At 39.6% G+C, this 16,887-nt stretch carries 15 protein-coding genes; 4 read left to right on the forward strand and 11 right to left on the reverse strand.

What is annotated here, in order from left to right; translation table 11 throughout:
• The first annotated feature begins 87 nt into the window (after positions 1-87).
• Entirely contained in the window at positions 88-5,154 is a 5,067-nt protein-coding gene (locus V7147_RS00160) for a sugar-binding domain-containing protein (RefSeq protein ID WP_335365839.1), read from the forward strand.
• 179 nt (positions 5,155-5,333) lie between these two features.
• On the opposite strand, the gene V7147_RS00165 is transcribed toward V7147_RS00160, so the two are convergent.
• The 8 genes from V7147_RS00165 to V7147_RS00200 form a co-directional block, all read right to left on the reverse strand.
• Positions 5,334-6,155, reverse strand: coding sequence for a carbohydrate ABC transporter permease (locus V7147_RS00165; RefSeq protein ID WP_335365840.1), 822 nt, complete (start codon positions 6,153-6,155; stop codon positions 5,334-5,336).
• Positions 6,155-7,132: a carbohydrate ABC transporter permease gene (locus V7147_RS00170; RefSeq protein WP_335365841.1), complete on the reverse strand. Its 978-nt coding sequence runs from the start codon at positions 7,130-7,132 to the stop codon at positions 6,155-6,157. The genes V7147_RS00165 and V7147_RS00170 overlap by 1 nt, the downstream gene beginning before the upstream one ends.
• A gap of 59 nt (positions 7,133-7,191) precedes the next feature.
• Positions 7,192-8,463: an ABC transporter substrate-binding protein gene (locus V7147_RS00175; protein ID WP_335365842.1), complete on the reverse strand. Its 1,272-nt coding sequence runs from the start codon at positions 8,461-8,463 to the stop codon at positions 7,192-7,194.
• Between the two features lie 155 nt (positions 8,464-8,618).
• A complete protein-coding gene (locus V7147_RS00180) occupies positions 8,619-9,452 on the reverse strand; it encodes a response regulator transcription factor (protein ID WP_335365843.1) in 834 nt (277 codons plus the stop codon).
• Positions 9,445-10,914 (reverse strand): sensor histidine kinase, encoded by a 1,470-nt coding sequence (locus V7147_RS00185; RefSeq protein WP_335365844.1) that lies wholly within the window; start codon positions 10,912-10,914, stop codon positions 9,445-9,447. The genes V7147_RS00180 and V7147_RS00185 overlap by 8 nt, the downstream gene beginning before the upstream one ends.
• Complete coding sequence (locus V7147_RS00190) at positions 10,911-11,879, reverse strand: sugar-binding protein (protein ID WP_335365845.1); 969 nt, start codon at positions 11,877-11,879, stop codon at positions 10,911-10,913. Before V7147_RS00190 ends, V7147_RS00185 begins: the two co-directional genes overlap by 4 nt.
• 159 nt (positions 11,880-12,038) lie before the next feature.
• Entirely contained in the window at positions 12,039-12,179 is a 141-nt protein-coding gene (locus V7147_RS00195) for a hypothetical protein (RefSeq protein WP_335365846.1), read from the reverse strand.
• 14 nt (positions 12,180-12,193) lie between these two features.
• Positions 12,194-12,472, reverse strand: coding sequence for an alpha/beta-type small acid-soluble spore protein (locus V7147_RS00200; protein ID WP_335365847.1), 279 nt, complete (start codon positions 12,470-12,472; stop codon positions 12,194-12,196).
• Positions 12,473-12,729: 257 nt separating this feature from the next.
• On the opposite strand from V7147_RS00200, the gene V7147_RS00205 reads away from it, so the two are divergent.
• Together V7147_RS00205 and V7147_RS00210 are read left to right on the forward strand one after the other, a co-directional pair.
• Positions 12,730-13,008 (forward strand): HU family DNA-binding protein, encoded by a 279-nt coding sequence (locus V7147_RS00205; RefSeq protein WP_010677267.1) that lies wholly within the window; start codon positions 12,730-12,732, stop codon positions 13,006-13,008.
• Between the two features lie 395 nt (positions 13,009-13,403).
• Positions 13,404-13,691: a YwdI family protein gene (locus tag V7147_RS00210; RefSeq protein WP_335365848.1), complete on the forward strand. Its 288-nt coding sequence runs from the start codon at positions 13,404-13,406 to the stop codon at positions 13,689-13,691.
• Between the two features lie 157 nt (positions 13,692-13,848).
• Here the strand turns inward: V7147_RS00210 and V7147_RS00215 are convergent, their stop codons facing one another.
• From V7147_RS00215 to pxpB, 3 genes are read right to left on the reverse strand one after another with little or no spacing between them, the layout of a single operon-like run.
• A complete protein-coding gene (locus V7147_RS00215) occupies positions 13,849-14,775 on the reverse strand; it encodes a biotin-dependent carboxyltransferase family protein (protein ID WP_335365849.1) in 927 nt (308 codons plus the stop codon).
• 5 nt (positions 14,776-14,780) lie between these two features.
• The gene (pxpA, locus tag V7147_RS00220) at positions 14,781-15,539 is read right to left on the reverse strand and encodes a 5-oxoprolinase subunit PxpA (protein WP_335365850.1); all 759 of its coding nucleotides are present in this window, start codon (positions 15,537-15,539) and stop codon (positions 14,781-14,783) included.
• Entirely contained in the window at positions 15,514-16,248 is a 735-nt protein-coding gene (pxpB, locus tag V7147_RS00225) for a 5-oxoprolinase subunit PxpB (RefSeq protein ID WP_335365851.1), read from the reverse strand. Before pxpB ends, pxpA begins: the two co-directional genes overlap by 26 nt.
• Positions 16,249-16,472: 224 nt before the next feature.
• Between pxpB and V7147_RS00230 the strand changes: the two genes are divergently transcribed.
• Entirely contained in the window at positions 16,473-16,844 is a 372-nt protein-coding gene (locus tag V7147_RS00230) for a DUF423 domain-containing protein (RefSeq protein ID WP_335365852.1), read from the forward strand.
• Positions 16,845-16,887 lie beyond the last annotated feature (43 nt).

The raw sequence follows: 16,887 nt of genomic DNA on the forward strand, positions 1-16,887 counted from the left end.
AAATGAAAAAATTAGGGAGATGGAAAACGTTGAAGATAATGAATCTTATCAACTATCAACTTTTAAAACTCAGGGGGAAAGTATAAGATGTGGGGGAAAACCAAAAAGATAGTTATATGGTTATTAATTGTTTTTTTAGTGTCAGGTATTGGGATTCAAAATCCTGTAGTTAAAGCATCGGAAGAAGAGTATTCCATTAGTTCGCCTGAAACTTTTATCTATAATACAGATATAAGTGATAATAAACGTCGTCAATTATTTAATGATAATTGGAAGTTTTTTCATGGTGACCAAAGTAATGCCGAGTTGAATGCATACGATGATTCAAATTGGGATGATGTGCAATTGCCACATGATTACAGTTTGAGTCTGCCATACAGCCAAGTAGGTGAAGCAGAGAGTGGTTATAAGCTTGGTGGTATTGGCTGGTACCGTAAGGCATTTACACTTGGTGAAGCCATGAAGGACAAGCGTGTTGTTGTTGAATTTGGTGGCGTTTATATGAATGCAAGTGTGTATATTAATGGACATAAATTGGGTGACCATCCAAATGGATATACACCATTTGCATATGATTTAACTGACTACATCAATTATGACGGGGAAAACGTGCTTGCGGTTCGTGTGGATCATAAATTTCCATCAAGCCGTTGGTATTCAGGAAGCGGTATATACCGTAATGTGCATCTAACGACAACAGATGATGTTCATGTTGATCATTATGGGGTTCAAGTGTTAACTCCAAATCTTAAAAATCAAGTAGGTAAAGATGTTGATGTAAAAGTTAACGCCACAATTATGAATCGGTCATCTGAAGATGTGAATGCAGTTGTAAAACAAAGCATTCGTAAAAAGGGTTCAGAAGATAATATAGTTAGTGAACAAAGCGGCTCATTAAAAGTAAATGCCAATGACTCAGTGTCATCAAGTGTTTCTTTGAAAATAAATAAGCCAACACTTTGGTCCTTATCTAATCCACACTTATATGAAATAGTTACAGAAGTGTTAGTGGATGATAAAGTGATTGATGAATATGTAACGGACTATGGTTTTAGAACTTTTGAATTTAAAACAGATACAGGGTTTTATTTAAATGGAGAAGCCGTTAAATTAAAGGGTGTAAGTATGCACTCTGATCAAGGAGCATTGGGTGCAGCTGCACATTATCGCGCGATGGAACGCCAGGTCGAAATCTTGTTAGATATGGGTGTCAATGCAATCCGTGTTACACACAACCCTGCTGCTGATGAACTCATTGAAATTGCCAATCGAAAAGGGATGCTCATCATTGATGAAGCATTTGATACATGGGTAGGTAGCAAAAATGGGAACAACAATGATTATGCTGGATGGTTTAAAAAATCGGTTGGCGATAATCCATTATTGGGTGCAAGTGCAGATATGACATGGGCAGAATTTGACATTAAGACAATGGTTCGCCGTGGAATTAACGCGCCATCTATCATTAGCTGGTCAACAGGTAATGAAGTGATGGAAGGTAACAGTGGTCCATATAATGAATATCCAGAAATTTTAAAGAATCTTGCAACATGGGTTGCAGAAGTTGACCAAACTCGTCCAGCTACAATTGGTGACAACAAACTTAAAGCAAATTGGAGTGAGGCAATAAGCTTTGGTAACAAATTGACAGAACTTGGTGGCATTGTTGGTTTTAACTATGCAGATGGAAATCAATTTGACCAATTTCATAAAAATTACCCAGAATGGAAAATGTATGGTGCAGAAACAGCATCATCGATCAATAGTCGTGGTGTTTATAAACCTTCAAATTATAATAAACACTTAACATCATATGATGAGTCAGCTGTGGGATGGGGAAAACTTTCAGCGGATTCATGGTATTCCATTATTACCCGTGACTTTATGGCGGGAGAATTTGTTTGGACGGGCTTTGACTATCTTGGAGAACCAACACCTTGGAATAACGTGGGTTCGGGTGCTACAGGTGGTTGGCCTTCACCAAAATCAAGTTATTTTGGGATTGTTGATACAGCAGGTCTTCCAAAGGATCGTTTCTACTTCTATCAATCACAATGGAATGAAGATGTAAATACGCTTCATATCCTTCCAGCTTGGAAAGAAGATATGGTCGAAATCGATGGTAAAGGGAATGTTCGTGTTGATGTTTATAGTGATGCAAGGAGTGTTGAATTATTTTTTAAAAATGCTGAAGGTGAAGAAAAATCACTGGGCAAGAAAACATTCACACAATACACAACAGATGCAGGATATACTTATCAGGTATACGAGGGTAGTGATAAAAAAGGTCAAGATTTCAGAAACCTCTATCTAACATGGAATGTTCCTTATGTAGATGGAACAGTCTATGCTAAGGCCTATGATGAAAATAACAAAGTCATCACTGATACACAAGGCCGTGACAGTGTTACTACATTTAAAGAGGCATCTGAACTAAAACTTAAAGCAGATCGAAAATCGATTGTGGCTGATGGACGTGACTTGTCCTATATTACAATTGATGTTATCGATAAAAATGGTGATATCGTTGAAGATGCTGCAAATTTAATTAATGTAAGTGTAAGTGGTGAAGGGAAACTGATGGCACTTGACAATGGTGACCAAGTGGATCATGAACCTTATGACAGTGGCAAACGTAAAGCATTTAACGGTAAACTGGTTGCTATTGTAAAATCAACAACTAATGCAGGAAGCATGACACTTAATGTTGAGGCTGATGGAATCAAAGGTCAAAGTATAACCATTACAACCACACCTAATCCCGAAGAATCAACAGAAAAATATGTCATTGGGTATACAATGCCTAAAAATTACTATGTGAAATTAGGATACCAACCAAGACTTGTTTCAGAAACAAAGTTACTTTTAAGTGATGGAACTGAAGAAACGCATCCAATTACATGGGAAATTGAAGAAAACATGTTCAATAAACCTGGAACTGTTAACGTTGTAGGACATGTCGATAAGTATGATCTTCGTGTCTTAACAAATGTTACAGTTATTGAATCAGTAGGTGCAATTCTGAACTATTCACTAGCCACTGCGACAGGAGTTGACAATGTTAACTTACCTTCAAGTAGGCCTCTTGTTTTAGAGAATGGTGATGTTTTACAAACTGAATTCCCGGTAGAATGGGAAACTCAAGATGCTAAAAACTATAAAAAACCAGGACTTGTAACCATTAATGGAATTTCAACAGTGTTTGGTGAAACAATTCCTGTAACTGCGTCCGTTCGAGTTAATGATGCAGAGGTTACGCTAGGTGATAATATAGCGGGTAATAAATTAACATTAACACAAGATATACCAACAGAATTGCAATCTGATAGTTTAGAAGCGATTATCGATGGTAATACAGGATTCAAAACGGTTGAATCAGGACCGAACCCATCAGTTTGGACAAACTATGATATGGCTCAAACAGGACATAACAAGGCAGAAATTATTTTCACATATGCAACTGCACAATTCTTAGGATCTGCAGACTTATACTTCTATCAAGATGATTGGGCTGCACGTTTACCTGAAAATGTTGAACTATATTGGTCCAATGAAGGTACAGAGGATGCAAACTGGACAAAATTGGAAAACGTAATAGAAACTCGTGGAGAAACATCAAAAGGTACTCCAAATATTACAAAAATTAATTACCGTTTCAATGGTGTTCCGGCTGTTGCGTTTAAGATCGTCTTAACGAGTAATCCTGGAACCAATAGTGCTGGTAAAAAATTAGCGGTCGGACTTTCAGAGGTAGAATTACGTGTTGAACATAGTTCGCTTAAAGTAAATGCCGAGGCAACACTTGATGATTTACTACTCAATGGTAACAGTGTCCCACCTAAAGAACTGAAAGATAAAGTGATTAACACTGAATACCAAAAAGCAGTTGTTGAAGCAGTTAGTGATAAAAACGTTGCAGTAACAGTACTGAAACAATACAAAAATGTGATTCGCATTATTACAGAATCGGAAGATCATTTAACCAGAGATATCTATACGGTTCATTTAGATCAACCTACACCCGATGTGGATTTACCTGCAGATGATGATTCCCGAGACTATCCATATGGAAAAACTACGGCAACCGCTGGGGATTACCACAAAAATCACGCAACAGAAGGTGACCCTAAATTTGCAGTGGATAACAAAACATCTACAATATTCCATACTCCATGGGGTGGGACAGATAAATCAAACTTTTGGATTACCTTGGAGATGGAAGAAGTAACAGAAATTGATGCACTCCGTTATTTATCACGTAGTGGCAATAGTAATGGTATTGTAAACGAGTATAAAGTTGAAATTTCTTTAGATAATGAAACATGGGAAGAGGTATCAGTTGGTAATTGGTCAAGTAAAACGGATACATGGTCTATTGCAAAATTCGACGAACCAAAAGAAGGTAAATTCGTACGACTCACAGCCTTGTCAACCTACGGTGATGGAGCTCAAGCTAATCGATTTATGTCAGCAAAAGAAATTAGACTTCGTAAACCAGCTGTTGGAAAGGAATCATTAGAAAGTGCAGTAGTTACACTTGATCAAGATGTGTTTTCATATGATGGAAAAGGAAAGACTCCTAAAGCAACTGTAACGTTAGATTCTACAGTACTTGAAGAGGGCATCGACTATCGCGTCGCATATGGAAATAACGTTGAAGCGGGCGAAGCCAAAATCATAATTACAGGTATTGTAAAATACGAAGGCACCTTAGAAAAAGTATTTAACATCCTAGACAAAATTGAACTAGAATCCTTAGTCACGGAAGCTAAGAAGCTTAACCCGGAGGATCACTCAGAAGACTCCGTTAAAGTTCTAAATGATGCAATTGAAGTGGCAGAAGAAGTACTAGAAAAGGCAACAACTCAGGTAGAACTGGACGAAGCACTTGCTATGTTAGAAGAAGCCATTGAGAATCTTGAAACGATTGAAAATGTGATAGCTTCTGCAGTGGTCAACCAGTTGAAAGGAAATCAGAATGAATTGGTCATCACCGTCGAAGAAGTCTATGCAGACGGTAAAGGAAGCGGGACTTTGGCTGAGACCATTCTCATCGAAAAAAATGCAGAGGGAATTTACCAAGTGGGACGGTACGATGTATTCGTCAACACTAAAGGCAATACAAAGGTCTTTGAAATCTATATCATCGAATAGCAAAAAAACGGTTCAGCCTTAGGGTTGAGCCGTTTTTTTCTAACATCAGAATGGGAGTGGTGGCTGCTTTTGGGAAAGGAATTGCCCTCTTGCTGTTTGTAGGGCGGAAAACCCTGAAACCAGCAGGAGGGCAAGAAGGCAATAATTAATTCCTATTTTCTACTCTACGTATAGGCCAACTACCCCTTCACAGAACCTGCAAGGAGTCCACGAACAAAGTATTTGCCGAGGAAGATATATACGAGCAAGGTAGGTAGGGCTGCAAGTAAAGCTCCCGCCATTTGCACATTCCATTGAACAATTTGACTACCTGATAGATTTTGTAAGGCGACCATGATAGGCTGTTGGTCAGATGTCGTGATCGTCACCGCAAATAAGAACTCATTCCAAATGTTTGTAAATTGCCAGATGGCAACGACAACAAATCCTGAAATGGAAAGTGGGACCATAATATATCTAAAAATTCTCACGAAGCCAGCTCCATCAATTTTTGCTGATTCAATCATTTCATCAGGAATATTGGCGTAAAAGTTCCTGAACATGAGTGTTGTAATCGGAATCCCATACACAACATGCACAAAAATGAGTCCAGTAATCGTGTTATAAAGTCCGACCTCACGTAAAAATTGAATCATTGGAATTAAAATACTTTGGTATGGGATAAACATCCCGAATAGAATCAAAGTAAATAACGTGTTGGCCCCTTTAAAGCGCCATTTCGATAATACATAACCATTTAATGCACCTAATAGAGCGGACAGCAACGTCGCGGGTACGACTAAATAAATCGAATTAAGAAAATTAGGGACAAGCTTTTCAAAGGCTACCTGGTAGCTGCTAAAGTCGAGTGTCGCAGGTAATTTCCACATCTGGCTTAATGAGATTTGATCAAGCGGCTTGAGGCTAGTCACAATAATCACGTAAACGGGCATTAAATAAAAAAGGCTGAGGCCAATTAAAACAAGGTAAAGCAAAGGTCGAGTAACTGTTTTAATGGTCATTATGCTTCACCCTTTCTACTTGAGATCAAATACGGAACAATAAAAATGGCAACTGAGATTAACATGATGATTGCAATGGCAGCCCCATTTGCGTAATAATTACCGCGGAATGTCGTTTCAAACATGTATACACCTGGAACGTCAGTCACAAAGTTTGCCCCAGGACCGGTCATCGCATAAATTAAATCAAATATCTTAAGTGAGATATGGGCCATAATAATCACGACACTCACCGTAATTGGACGTAGCATTGGGAGAATAATCTTTGTGTAAATTTGAAATTCATTTGCACCGTCCATACGTGCAGCTTCTCTAACTTCATCAGGTATTCCGCGTAGTCCCGCAAGATACATGGCAAGCGAGAATCCCGTCATTTGCCAAACTGCGGCAATGATTACAGCGATGATAGCAAATGGAATCCCAAACTCAATTTTCCCCCAATTAAATCCAAATAGGATCTCGGTATTTGTATACCATTTTGAATTAAGTCCGATTTTTTCTAAAAATAAGTTCACACCCGTGGAAGGATTTAACAACCACTGCCATACGACTCCCGTTACAACAAAAGATAAGGCCATTGGGAAAAAGAAAATATTACGGAAGATGGGCTCCCCTTTTAATAGACTTTGGTCAAGCAATATAGCTAAAAGCTGTCCAATTACGATTACAGCGCCGATAAATAAAACCGTAAAGACAAGTGTGTTTCTTAAATCCGCTTGGAAACGGAAGTCTCCAAATAAATAGAGATAGTTTTTCGGGCCGGCAAATGACATATCAGGAACAAGTGAATTCCAATTACTAAGAGAAACGTATCCAGTCCATCCAATAAACCCATAAACAAAAATGACAATTAGGAGAATAGAGGGTAAAAGGAAGCCGATGGCCAGTAATTGATCTGTATTGAATACACGTTTCTTTTTCGGAGGGATTTCTGCTTGTTTTTGAGTGGATTTCCTCGACTGTTTCGCTAGTTCCATAGATAATCCTCCTTTATAGTAAAAGAAGGGGTGAGAGAGCTCTCATCCCCTTCATAGACTTATTTTAATTCAGCAGCAGCTGAAGTAAGTGAATCTGTAAATTGACCCACATCCTGTTGTGTAACGAAAATGTTAACAGCTTGGTTTACCTTTGTTAGGAATCCTTCTGCAGCTGCAGAACCGTGTGCTAAGCTTGGTGCTAATTTAGCAGACTTAAAGTCTTCAATTGTATCTTTTCCGTACTGGTCGTATTTTGATACATCAGAATCTATACGTGCAGGGATAGACCCTTTTAATGGATTAAATACATCCTGCCCTTCAGTAGATCCTAATACAGATAAGAATTTCTTTACATCCTCAGAATTGGAGAGTCCTTTTGGTAATCCAAATGTATCTGTAATGACCATGAACATTCCATCTGTGTCAGGAGTTGGAATATATCCGAAGTCTTCGTTTACTGTCAATTTTAAGTCATTAACAAAGTAACCCTTCGCCCAGTCACCCATGACGTTCATAGCAGCCTCACCATTTGCAACTAACTGTGAAGCATCCTGCCAGTTACGAGAAGCGTGGTCTTCATTGATATATCCAAGCATTTTCTTGAAAATCTCAGTAGCCTCAATAACCTTTGCATCGTCAAAAGTTATTTCTCCTGTCCAAAGCTTTCCATAACCATCTGTGCCAAGTACCCCTAAAAGAACAGATTCATATAGCTGAGTAGCTGTCCAAGGCTCTTTATCTCCTAATGCTAATGGGGTAATTCCTTTTGCTTTTAAAGCATCTGCAACCTTGAAGAATTCATCAAAAGTAGCTGGTGCCTCAAGTCCATTTTCTTCAAACACATGCTTGTTGTACCAAAGCACGTTCCCACGGTGAATATTAACTGGAACTGAATAGATTTTGCCATCTTTAGTAACCATATCAATTAAATCTTGTGGGAATTTATCGCCCCATCCTTCAGCTTCATAAAGATCGTTTAGTGGTTCCATTTTTCCAGCGGCAACCCAACCATCGTTGAGTTCAGCACCACCATGAACCTGGAATGTAGCCGGTGGATCATCCCCTTGCATACGGCTTGCAAGAACAGCCTTTGCATTTGTTCCGGCTCCACCTGCGACTGCAGCATTTTCAATTGGCACATCTGGATATTCTTCTTCAAACAATGTGATTAAAGCCTTTAATCCATCCTCTTCACCAGCACCTGTCCACCAGCTGAAGATATCTAGCTTTGCTTTGTTACCGTCTTTTTCTTTTGAGCCCGACTCAGAGCTACATGCTGCCATTGCAAAAACAAATACAAGTAACAGTGAAATGAGAAAACCCTTTTTCATGTAAAAATCCCCCTTAGTTTTGTTGGAAGCGTTAACAAATTAAATGTAACATGGATAAGAGGGCCGGTGAGAAAATACAATCTGCACTATTTTGCGAATACCTTCACTTTTTTGTGATAACAAAAAAATCAGCTTAATTTAATCTGATCGGAAGTTTATTTCAATGTAATACTTCGATATTCGGATGGTGACATACCCGTGTATTTTTTAAACACCCGGCTAAAATAATTCGGGTCCTTGTAGCCAACAGAATAGCAGATTTCCTTTAAACTTTTACTAGGGTCATCCATTTCCTTTTTGGCATGGTTAACCCTTACCGATGTGACGTAGTCAATGAAAGTGACACCCATCTTTTCTTTAAAAAGCTTACTGAAATGATAGGGACTAAGTTCAACATATTCGGCTACTTCCTCAAGTGTAAGAGATTCATAGTAACGCAAATCAATATACTTTTTGGCTTTTATTAGCATCCCATGGATTTGATCGTTTTTCCAATGTTCAGTTGAGTGTGTATGATCCTCACTGATGGATGTGATTCCTTCCTTTTGAGCGAGAGCCAGTAATTCTTTCATACGACTTTTGAGTTCGGTTTGGGCTTCGGCCTGCCGTCTTTCATCCTCAATCTCTGCTTTCACTCTACCAATTGCGGCAAAAATATCGGCTTTACTGCTTGGCTTTAATATGTATTCCTTCACACCTTGCTGCATCACTTCTTTTGCATATTCAAAAGTGTTAAAGGCAGATACCATAATGAATTTAATGTTAGGGTGTAATTGTTTTATTTGCCTGACAGCATCAACTCCATCAATCCCGGGCATTTTAATGTCCATGAGCATCAAGTCTGGCTGGAGCTGTGTAGCCTTCTCGATGGCAACTCTTCCATTTTGCGCCTCACCGATGACTTCAACATCTGTACATTCCGTCTTAATAATTTTTGTAATCGCCTTTCGTTCAAATAATTCGTCATCGACAATAATAACCTTAATCATGATCAGTCTCCTCTTTATTATCATAAGGAAGCAAAAGTCGAAACGTAGTTCCGCTATCTTTTATAGACTCAATTTCAACAATACCAGTTCGCTTATAAAATAACTGAAGTCTTTGAATAACATTTTTTACCCCAATCCCAGTTGAATGACCGGTTGATTCTTCATGCATAACAATATCCTCTTGTGAAGTTCCGTCTGCAATTTGTCTAAGCTTAGTTAGCGTATTCTCATCCATCCCTGCTCCATTATCCGAAATCTCCACATGGATCCGATCTGACTCATGGAATACCTTTAGCTTGATGATTCCACCATCCTCTTTCGATTCAATCCCATGAATAAACGCATTTTCGATGATTGGCTGGAGGGAGAGTGATGGTATTTCAATGTTTAAGCAATCAGGGTCAACGTCCAATTTAAAATCAATCCGTTCTCCAAACCGAGTCCGTTGTATATAAAAATACTCTTTCACAATCTTGACTTCGTTAAATAGAGTCGAAGATTTATGTAAATCCCCTAGATTGTAGCGAAGCAATGCTGCAATGGCCTCAATTAACCTTGATGTGTTTTGTGCCTCTTCTAAATAGGCCATTTTTGAAACTGTATTAAGAGTATTGAACAAGAAGTGGGGATTGATTTGGTTCTGAAGGCTTTTTAACTCCATTTCCTTGAGTAGTTTATCCAGCTCTGATTGTTGCTTAATTTCGCTTACCAATTGACGAATGTTGAGTCTCATTTGATTAAAGGTATTAGTTAACAGTTTAAACTCATCATTGGTTGTCACCTTGATTTCATCACCAGAAAAGTTTCCTTCTGAGATTTCATTGGCAGCCTCAGATAATTGGCGAATCGGCTTGGTAATTCCGCCTGATAACCACATGGCAAGAAGCAAACTCAACAATAATGTTGACCCAAAAAGGGATATTCCCATTAAATTAAAATAGCGGTTTTGCTTTTCAATTTCTTCATAGAATAATTGATAATCTGTCAGTTCGTTATTGACTAATGACAATGTTGTTTCTTGGATAAAGCCTGCAAATTTCGTAGCCTCATTAAGGTGTGTGGAGTACCGATTAATCTCTTTTTTCTGGAACATGCCAATCGTTAAATCGGTAGCCTCAATGTAACTACTAATCATATTTTTATAATTCGATAGAGTAATGGCGTTATTTTCATTTGAAAGCTCACTAATCAATTGCCCCTGATAAGTTAATAGCTGTTTTCTAGCCCGAAAATATTCCTTGAGAAAAGTGTCTTCCTCTTCAACGATATAGGATTGCACTTTTTCGTTGACGAGATGAACTTGCTGTGAAATATCATTCAATAATAGAAATTTTTCAAAGCTATCATCATACTCTGAAACAATTTTCTCACTGCTTTTATAAAACAAAAAGGCAACAGCATTCAAAATAATGAAGATAATCATAAAATAAAGAAGTAATTTCGTCCGAATTCGAATGATCATGATGGATCCATCCTTATAATGCTTTTTGAATCAAGTGGCAGGTCTGAAGCCCGAATAATCCTGGTCTCTGTATGTACCATATTAGGAACGCCTTGTCCTTCAATTAAGTCAATCATCATTTGAACGGATTGATATCCCATTTTATAAGGCTCCTGCATGACAGTAGCGTCGATTGTGCCTTTTTTCATATAATGAATGGTATCCTCGATGGTATCAAACGCAAGAATATAAATTTGGTCTTGTTTTTGATAATGTTCAACAACCTGCGCAATTCCGATGCCGTCTAATGCGCTTGTTCCATAAAAGGCAGTAACCTCTGGATGTTCTTTAAGGATTTTGTTAGCTGCCTCTGCTGCCCGAACCCTTGTGATATTTGACTCTTCAATGGTGATGATATTAATCCCTTCGGCGTGCTGTGTCGCATCCTTAAATCCTTGAACACGAAGCTGCTGGTGAGAAGCATCGAAGTTTCCAGTAATAATCGCGACATTTGCTTTCCCACCTGTATCTTCAATCAAGGCCTGACCAGCAATAAAGCCAGAATAGTAATTATCGGTACCTACATAAGATGACCGTTTACTCGTTGCAGCATCGGTATCTACAGTAATCACCGGGATCCCCTTTTCAACTATCTGGTTAATTAGTGGGGTAAATTGTTCTTCTTGAAGACCTTGTGTTAAAATACCATCCACCCTTGAGGCAGTAGCCATCTCTAGCGTCTTAATATGCTCTTCCGTATTTGCTTGGATTGGACCGATATATTCAAGAACGACATTTAAATCCTTAGCCGCCTCTTTCGCTCCATTTTCAACCAGGCGCCAATAGTCATTATCGAGCTCCTCTGGAATAAGCACAAAATGATAGCGAGGCGCCTCGCTTGTTGCTGTTTCAGCTTGGTTACCAAAATGAAAAATTTGATAGGCATAGTAACAGGTCAGGGATAAGGTAACGAGAAAAAATACCATCCCAATGCTATAAAGGAACTTTGAAAGAGTAGACAGAGCAAAATCCACCTCCTAATTGAAAGCGTTTGTATACTATTTTAGCGATAATTAATTAGGGTGTATATGAATTATTAGGTAAAAAGAAAAACTGCCCTTTTGTTTTTGGGCAGTTTTTTAAGATTATTGTTCTTTTTCTCCTATTTCATTTCCTGTCGTGTATTCGTAGCTTGCTTCATAGCCAGATTCCCTTGCCTTTGGTCCCTTCGCCGCCTTGTACTGACTGTGAGTGGATTGACCGACTCTGTTTTTCTTTTTAGCCAATTTGAGTGCCTCCTTTATTGGCGCTTGTTTAAGTTTTCCTGTGCCATGCGAATCATTTCTTTAACCATATTGCCACCGATGTTTCCGCCTACTTTGCCGGCCTGTTTGGATGTAAGGTTGCCATTGTAATTATCATTTAACGGAATCCCTAAATCCCTTGCGACCTCGTATTTTACACTGTCAGGATTTGCTGGATCTGTTTTGTACCCCTGTTTCTTCATTACGCTAGCTTTTAGTTGATCAAGTTCTTCTCTTGCCTCTGGAACGAGTGGTCGACGTTTTCTTCGAGCCATTTTGAACTCTCCTTTCGTGTTCTATTTTTTTATAGCATTCCCTAGTATAAATACTAGAAATTCGGTAAAACTTGGTAGTAACAACATTTTTTAAAATATTTTACGAAATTTAGTTTGAAATGCTTGTTTTTTGGCTAATCTAGTGATGTAATAGCTTATACGTAAGTTTAATAGGACGAATTTAGCCGAAAATCTTGCGAACCTATGAAAAAAGTGGTAAAAAGAATATGTGCTTATTTGGAGAGGAGAATTGAACAATGAACAAAACAGAACTAATCAGTGCAGTTGCTGAAAGTGCAGAACTATCTAAAAAGGATGCAACAAAAGCTGTTGACGCAGTATTTGAAGCAGTTCAAAATGCATTAAGCAGCGGAGATAAAGTACAATTAATCGGATTCGGTAACTTCGAAGTTCGTGAGCGTGCAGCTCGTAAAGGCCGTAACCCACAAACTGGAGAAGAAATCGAAATCGCAGCTAGCAAAGTACCTGCTTTCAAACCAGGTAAAGCTCTTAAAGACGCAGTTGCTGGTAAGTAATTTTACATAATTTCTGCGTAAAATGCCCCTCAGAGACGATCTGAGGGGTTTTTTCATGACTTTAGACTAGTTGCCCTATACAAATTGCTAGATTGTCAAAATGTGAGTTTGACGCACCTCCTTCTACGTGGGAAAATAAAGGTATCGATTTTTATAAAGGTAGTGAAGGGATGCAAAAGAGAGTCAATTGCTTAAAATGCAAACATTTTTACACGACATGGGACCCGAAATTTCCAAGGGGTTGTCGCGCCTTCGGTTTTAAGACGCAGGCGATGCCTTCAGTCACAGTGTTTAGATCCTCTGGAGCACATTGTATGAAGTTTGAGGAAAGGCAATTGAAGACGAAGCAGAAGCCTTCCTACAACGTAGATATTCGGGCATAGGAGTTGAAATTTGTGAATATATCTGTAGGTAAGATTTTAGATAAAATGCAGCAAGAATTGCAGACGGCAAAAGGTGAAGCAAGTGAACAAAAGGTGAGAGAGCGGTTAATGGCGATTAAAACTTTATGTGACCTTGTGTTGGATGAGGCGCAAGCTGAGGTTAGACGCGTTGAGACTGTACCAGTGCAGCCGCTGCAGCAGGTTGTGCAGTCAATTCCGGCGACGCAGCCAACAACGATTCAAAACGCAACGAAATTGAAAGAAGCCGACGCGAATGGAGACTCTCTATTTGATTTTTAGAGGGTCTTTTTTGTGGGACTTTAGGCTTTGTCCGATATCCACGATTCTTTGTCCGATAAAATTAGATTAATGTCCGATATATTAAAAAGTTTGTTCGATATCTTTAAAATAGGTGAGCGGCGATTGTTATAGTACTGAAAATACCTCCAGGTCAACATTACACCTGGAGGCTTTGAAGAAAGATTTCTCTTTTTTTATAAAGTTCATGTGCTGTTTCGATGCTGCAACGCTCAAATCGGATCATTCCACCAGGTGCTAGCTGAGCAATTTTAAATACATCAACTGAAATGACCGTCGCGATTCGCGGATAGCCTCCGGTTGTTTGTCGATCGGCTAACAGGATGATGGGTTCGCCACTGCTTGGCACCTGGATGCCACCAAGCGGGATGGCGTCAGATGCGATTTCGGCCTTGCCTTTATGCTGTAGTGGTTTTATCCCTTTTAAACGGTACCCCATTCGATCACCTTGGACGGCTCGATAATGATCCGAGAAAAATTGCTCAATTGAATCTTCTGTAAAATAATCTTCATGTGGTCCCGGAATGGCACGGATTTTTACTTCTTTACCGAAACTCGGAATAAGGTGGCGCGAGAGCCCTGTATTTTTTCGAGAAATACCCACTTGACCAAATAAAATATCCCCATCTTTGATCTCCGTTCCGAGTTTTGCCTTTGCGTAATACGATTTACTTCCGAGTACTTCCTCGGCCTCAAATCCACCAGCAACCGCTAAGTATGCGCGAGTTCCCGAGACGGGTTTTCCAAACCGAATCATGTCCCCTTTTTTCACGACAAAGGATTTCCATAATGGCGCTTTGTTTCCGTTCACAGTCATGGTTAAGTCGGCGCCGCAAACTGCGAGTGTAAGCAAGTCTGCTTCAACAAGTAATGTTGGTCCGATCATGGTAATCTCGAGAACAGTTTCACCCTTTGGGTTACAAACAAGAATATTCGCTAGTTGGCTCGAATAGGAGTCCATTGCACCACTTGTGACTACGCCAAATTGTTGATACCCAGAGCGTCCAAGGTCCTGAAATGTGGTATAAAGCCCTTTTTTAAGAACGGTAAAAAGTGGTTGTCCCATTTTAATCACCTGATTGCCTTAATTTTGATGCCTTCATTGGTAAGGGCGCTACGTAATTTTTGCACAAATTGAAGTGCATGGGTGTTGTCGCCGTGAACGCAAATCGAGTCTGTTTTAATCGGAATGACTTCACCAGTTGCGGTATGGACAGTTTGTTCTTTTACCATTTGTAGGACTTGTTTAATGGCATCTTGACTGTCATGAATGATGGCGCTTGGTTCGGTCCTTGGTGTTAAGGTTCCGTCCGATTGATAGGTTCGGTCGGCAAACACCTCAGAGACTGTTATTAGGCTGTATTTTTCCCCGGCTTCGACTAACTTGCTGCCAGAAAGTCCATATAGCGCAAGTGTGGGGTCAAATTTGGCAATGGCTCTTGCAATAGCCTCTGCTAGACTTGTATCGACCGCAGCCATGTTATATAGTGCCCCATGTGGCTTTACGTGTGAGAGCTTCACATCTTGCGCCTGGCAAAAGGCAGAAAGGGCGCCGATTTGATAGAGTATGAGATCATAGACGTCTGATGGTGAAACAGCCATTGCTCTCCTGCCGAACCCAACAAGGTCTTGGAACCCTGGGTGGGCACCGATGGCAACATCATATTTTTTCGCAAGCTCGACGGTCTGGTTCATCACATGGGGGTCACCCGCATGAAACCCGCAAGCAATGTTGGCGCTTGAAATTAAAGGGAGGACCTGCCCATCGTTGCCGATTTTATAGGCTCCAAAGCTCTCTCCTAAATCACAATTCAGATCGATTGTTTTCAATTTTGTTCACCTCAACCTTGAATTTATTTTCTTTTACTAGATTTTCATTTTCCTTAAATTCCTCGTCTGAAATCGGTGTAAAGCGCAGGTAGTCCCCTGCTTTGAGTAAAAATGGTTCCGATTTTTTAGGATCAAATAAAGGTACTGGGGTTCTACCAATGAGGTTCCATCCTCCCGGTGACTCGAGTGGGTACACCCCTGTTTGGTCACCGCCGATGCCCACAGCCCCTTTAGGAACCTTCAGTCTTGGGCTTGAAAGGCGCGGTGTCGCAAGCCGACTTGGGAGCCCTTTTAAATATGGAAATCCCGGTAAAAAGCCAATCATATAGACAAGATAGTCAACACTGCTATGGATGGAAATCACTTCTTCGGTCGATAGCCCAGACCTGAGTGCGACATTCTCAAGGTCCTCGCCATCGTAACAGGTCGGAATCATAATTACCTTTTTAGATGAAACTGCAGCTTCCGTAGAAATCCCGTCGCAAATCTCTGAAATCTGCTCTGAAAGATTTTTATAGGAAATGAGAATGGGATTGTAGTAAACAGTGATCGATTGAAATGCTGGGACAAGCTCAACGACCCCTTGTATCTTCATTTTTTCAATTTGTTTGGTAGTTTGCTGAATGTGCCTCTGTAAGTCCATAGATGCGGGCCTTTTGAAAAAAATCTGTAAGGCCAAGTCTCCAACTGGTAAAATGTCAAAGTCCATTACAAATCACCTCTTACTACTATCTTATAATGAATATGGTAAAATGAAATCACAATTTTAACATTATTCAGCACAAGTCTGAATAATGTTAAAGCCTCCGGCGGGGACATGCGATTTTCAAAGGAAACTTTTCGAGAAGTAAGATTAAAGATTAAGAACGCCACGTCCTGTGGCAACGTCTTTATNNCGCAGAGGCGTATTTGATGAAAGGATGGAGAATAAAAATGAAATTATTTTTAATATTGGGAGCGATTAATGCGTTTTTGGCAGTTGCGCTTGGTGCATTCGGGGCGCACGGATTAGAAGGAAAGATTACCGAAAAATATTTAAAAACATGGAACACAGCGGTTCAATATCAAATGTTTCATGCGATTGGCTTGTTTGTTGTAGCATTTTTGGCGGACAAGTTTTCACATGTGAGTCTTATTACAACAGCTGGCTGGAGCTTGTTCGTCGGGATTATTTTATTCTCAGGAAGCTTGTACGTATTGAGTGTATCGGGGATTAAAATCCTCGGTGCTATCACACCACTTGGCGGAGTAGCCTTTTTACTAGGCTGGGTATTATTGATGGTGGCTGCTGTCAAACACTTATAATTAGAAAAGTGCAAGACGCCATGAGTTGAGGAACATCGACTAA

This window comes from Bacillus sp. JJ1521, assembly GCF_036965165.1.
Taxonomy (GTDB): Bacteria; Bacillota; Bacilli; order Bacillales; family Bacillaceae_L; genus Ferdinandcohnia.

Coding starts and splice junctions, on each gene's coding strand:
- V7147_RS00160 (WP_335365839.1), top strand. CDS start 88: ATGTGGGGGAAAACCAAAAAGATAGTTATATGGTTATTAATTGTTTTT.
- V7147_RS00165 (WP_335365840.1), bottom strand. CDS start 6,155: ATGACCATTAAAACAGTTACTCGACCTTTGCTTTACCTTGTTTTAATT.
- V7147_RS00170 (WP_335365841.1), bottom strand. CDS start 7,132: ATGGAACTAGCGAAACAGTCGAGGAAATCCACTCAAAAACAAGCAGAA.
- V7147_RS00175 (WP_335365842.1), bottom strand. CDS start 8,463: ATGAAAAAGGGTTTTCTCATTTCACTGTTACTTGTATTTGTTTTTGCA.
- V7147_RS00180 (WP_335365843.1), bottom strand. CDS start 9,452: ATGATTAAGGTTATTATTGTCGATGACGAATTATTTGAACGAAAGGCG.
- V7147_RS00185 (WP_335365844.1), bottom strand. CDS start 10,914: ATGATCATTCGAATTCGGACGAAATTACTTCTTTATTTTATGATTATC.
- V7147_RS00190 (WP_335365845.1), bottom strand. CDS start 11,879: ATGGTATTTTTTCTCGTTACCTTATCCCTGACCTGTTACTATGCCTAT.
- V7147_RS00200 (WP_335365847.1), bottom strand. CDS start 12,472: ATGGCTCGAAGAAAACGTCGACCACTCGTTCCAGAGGCAAGAGAAGAA.
- V7147_RS00205 (WP_010677267.1), top strand. CDS start 12,730: ATGAACAAAACAGAACTAATCAGTGCAGTTGCTGAAAGTGCAGAACTA.
- V7147_RS00215 (WP_335365849.1), bottom strand. CDS start 14,775: ATGGGACAACCACTTTTTACCGTTCTTAAAAAAGGGCTTTATACCACA.
- pxpB (WP_335365851.1), bottom strand. CDS start 16,248: ATGGACTTTGACATTTTACCAGTTGGAGACTTGGCCTTACAGATTTTT.
- V7147_RS00230 (WP_335365852.1), top strand. CDS start 16,473: ATGAAATTATTTTTAATATTGGGAGCGATTAATGCGTTTTTGGCAGTT.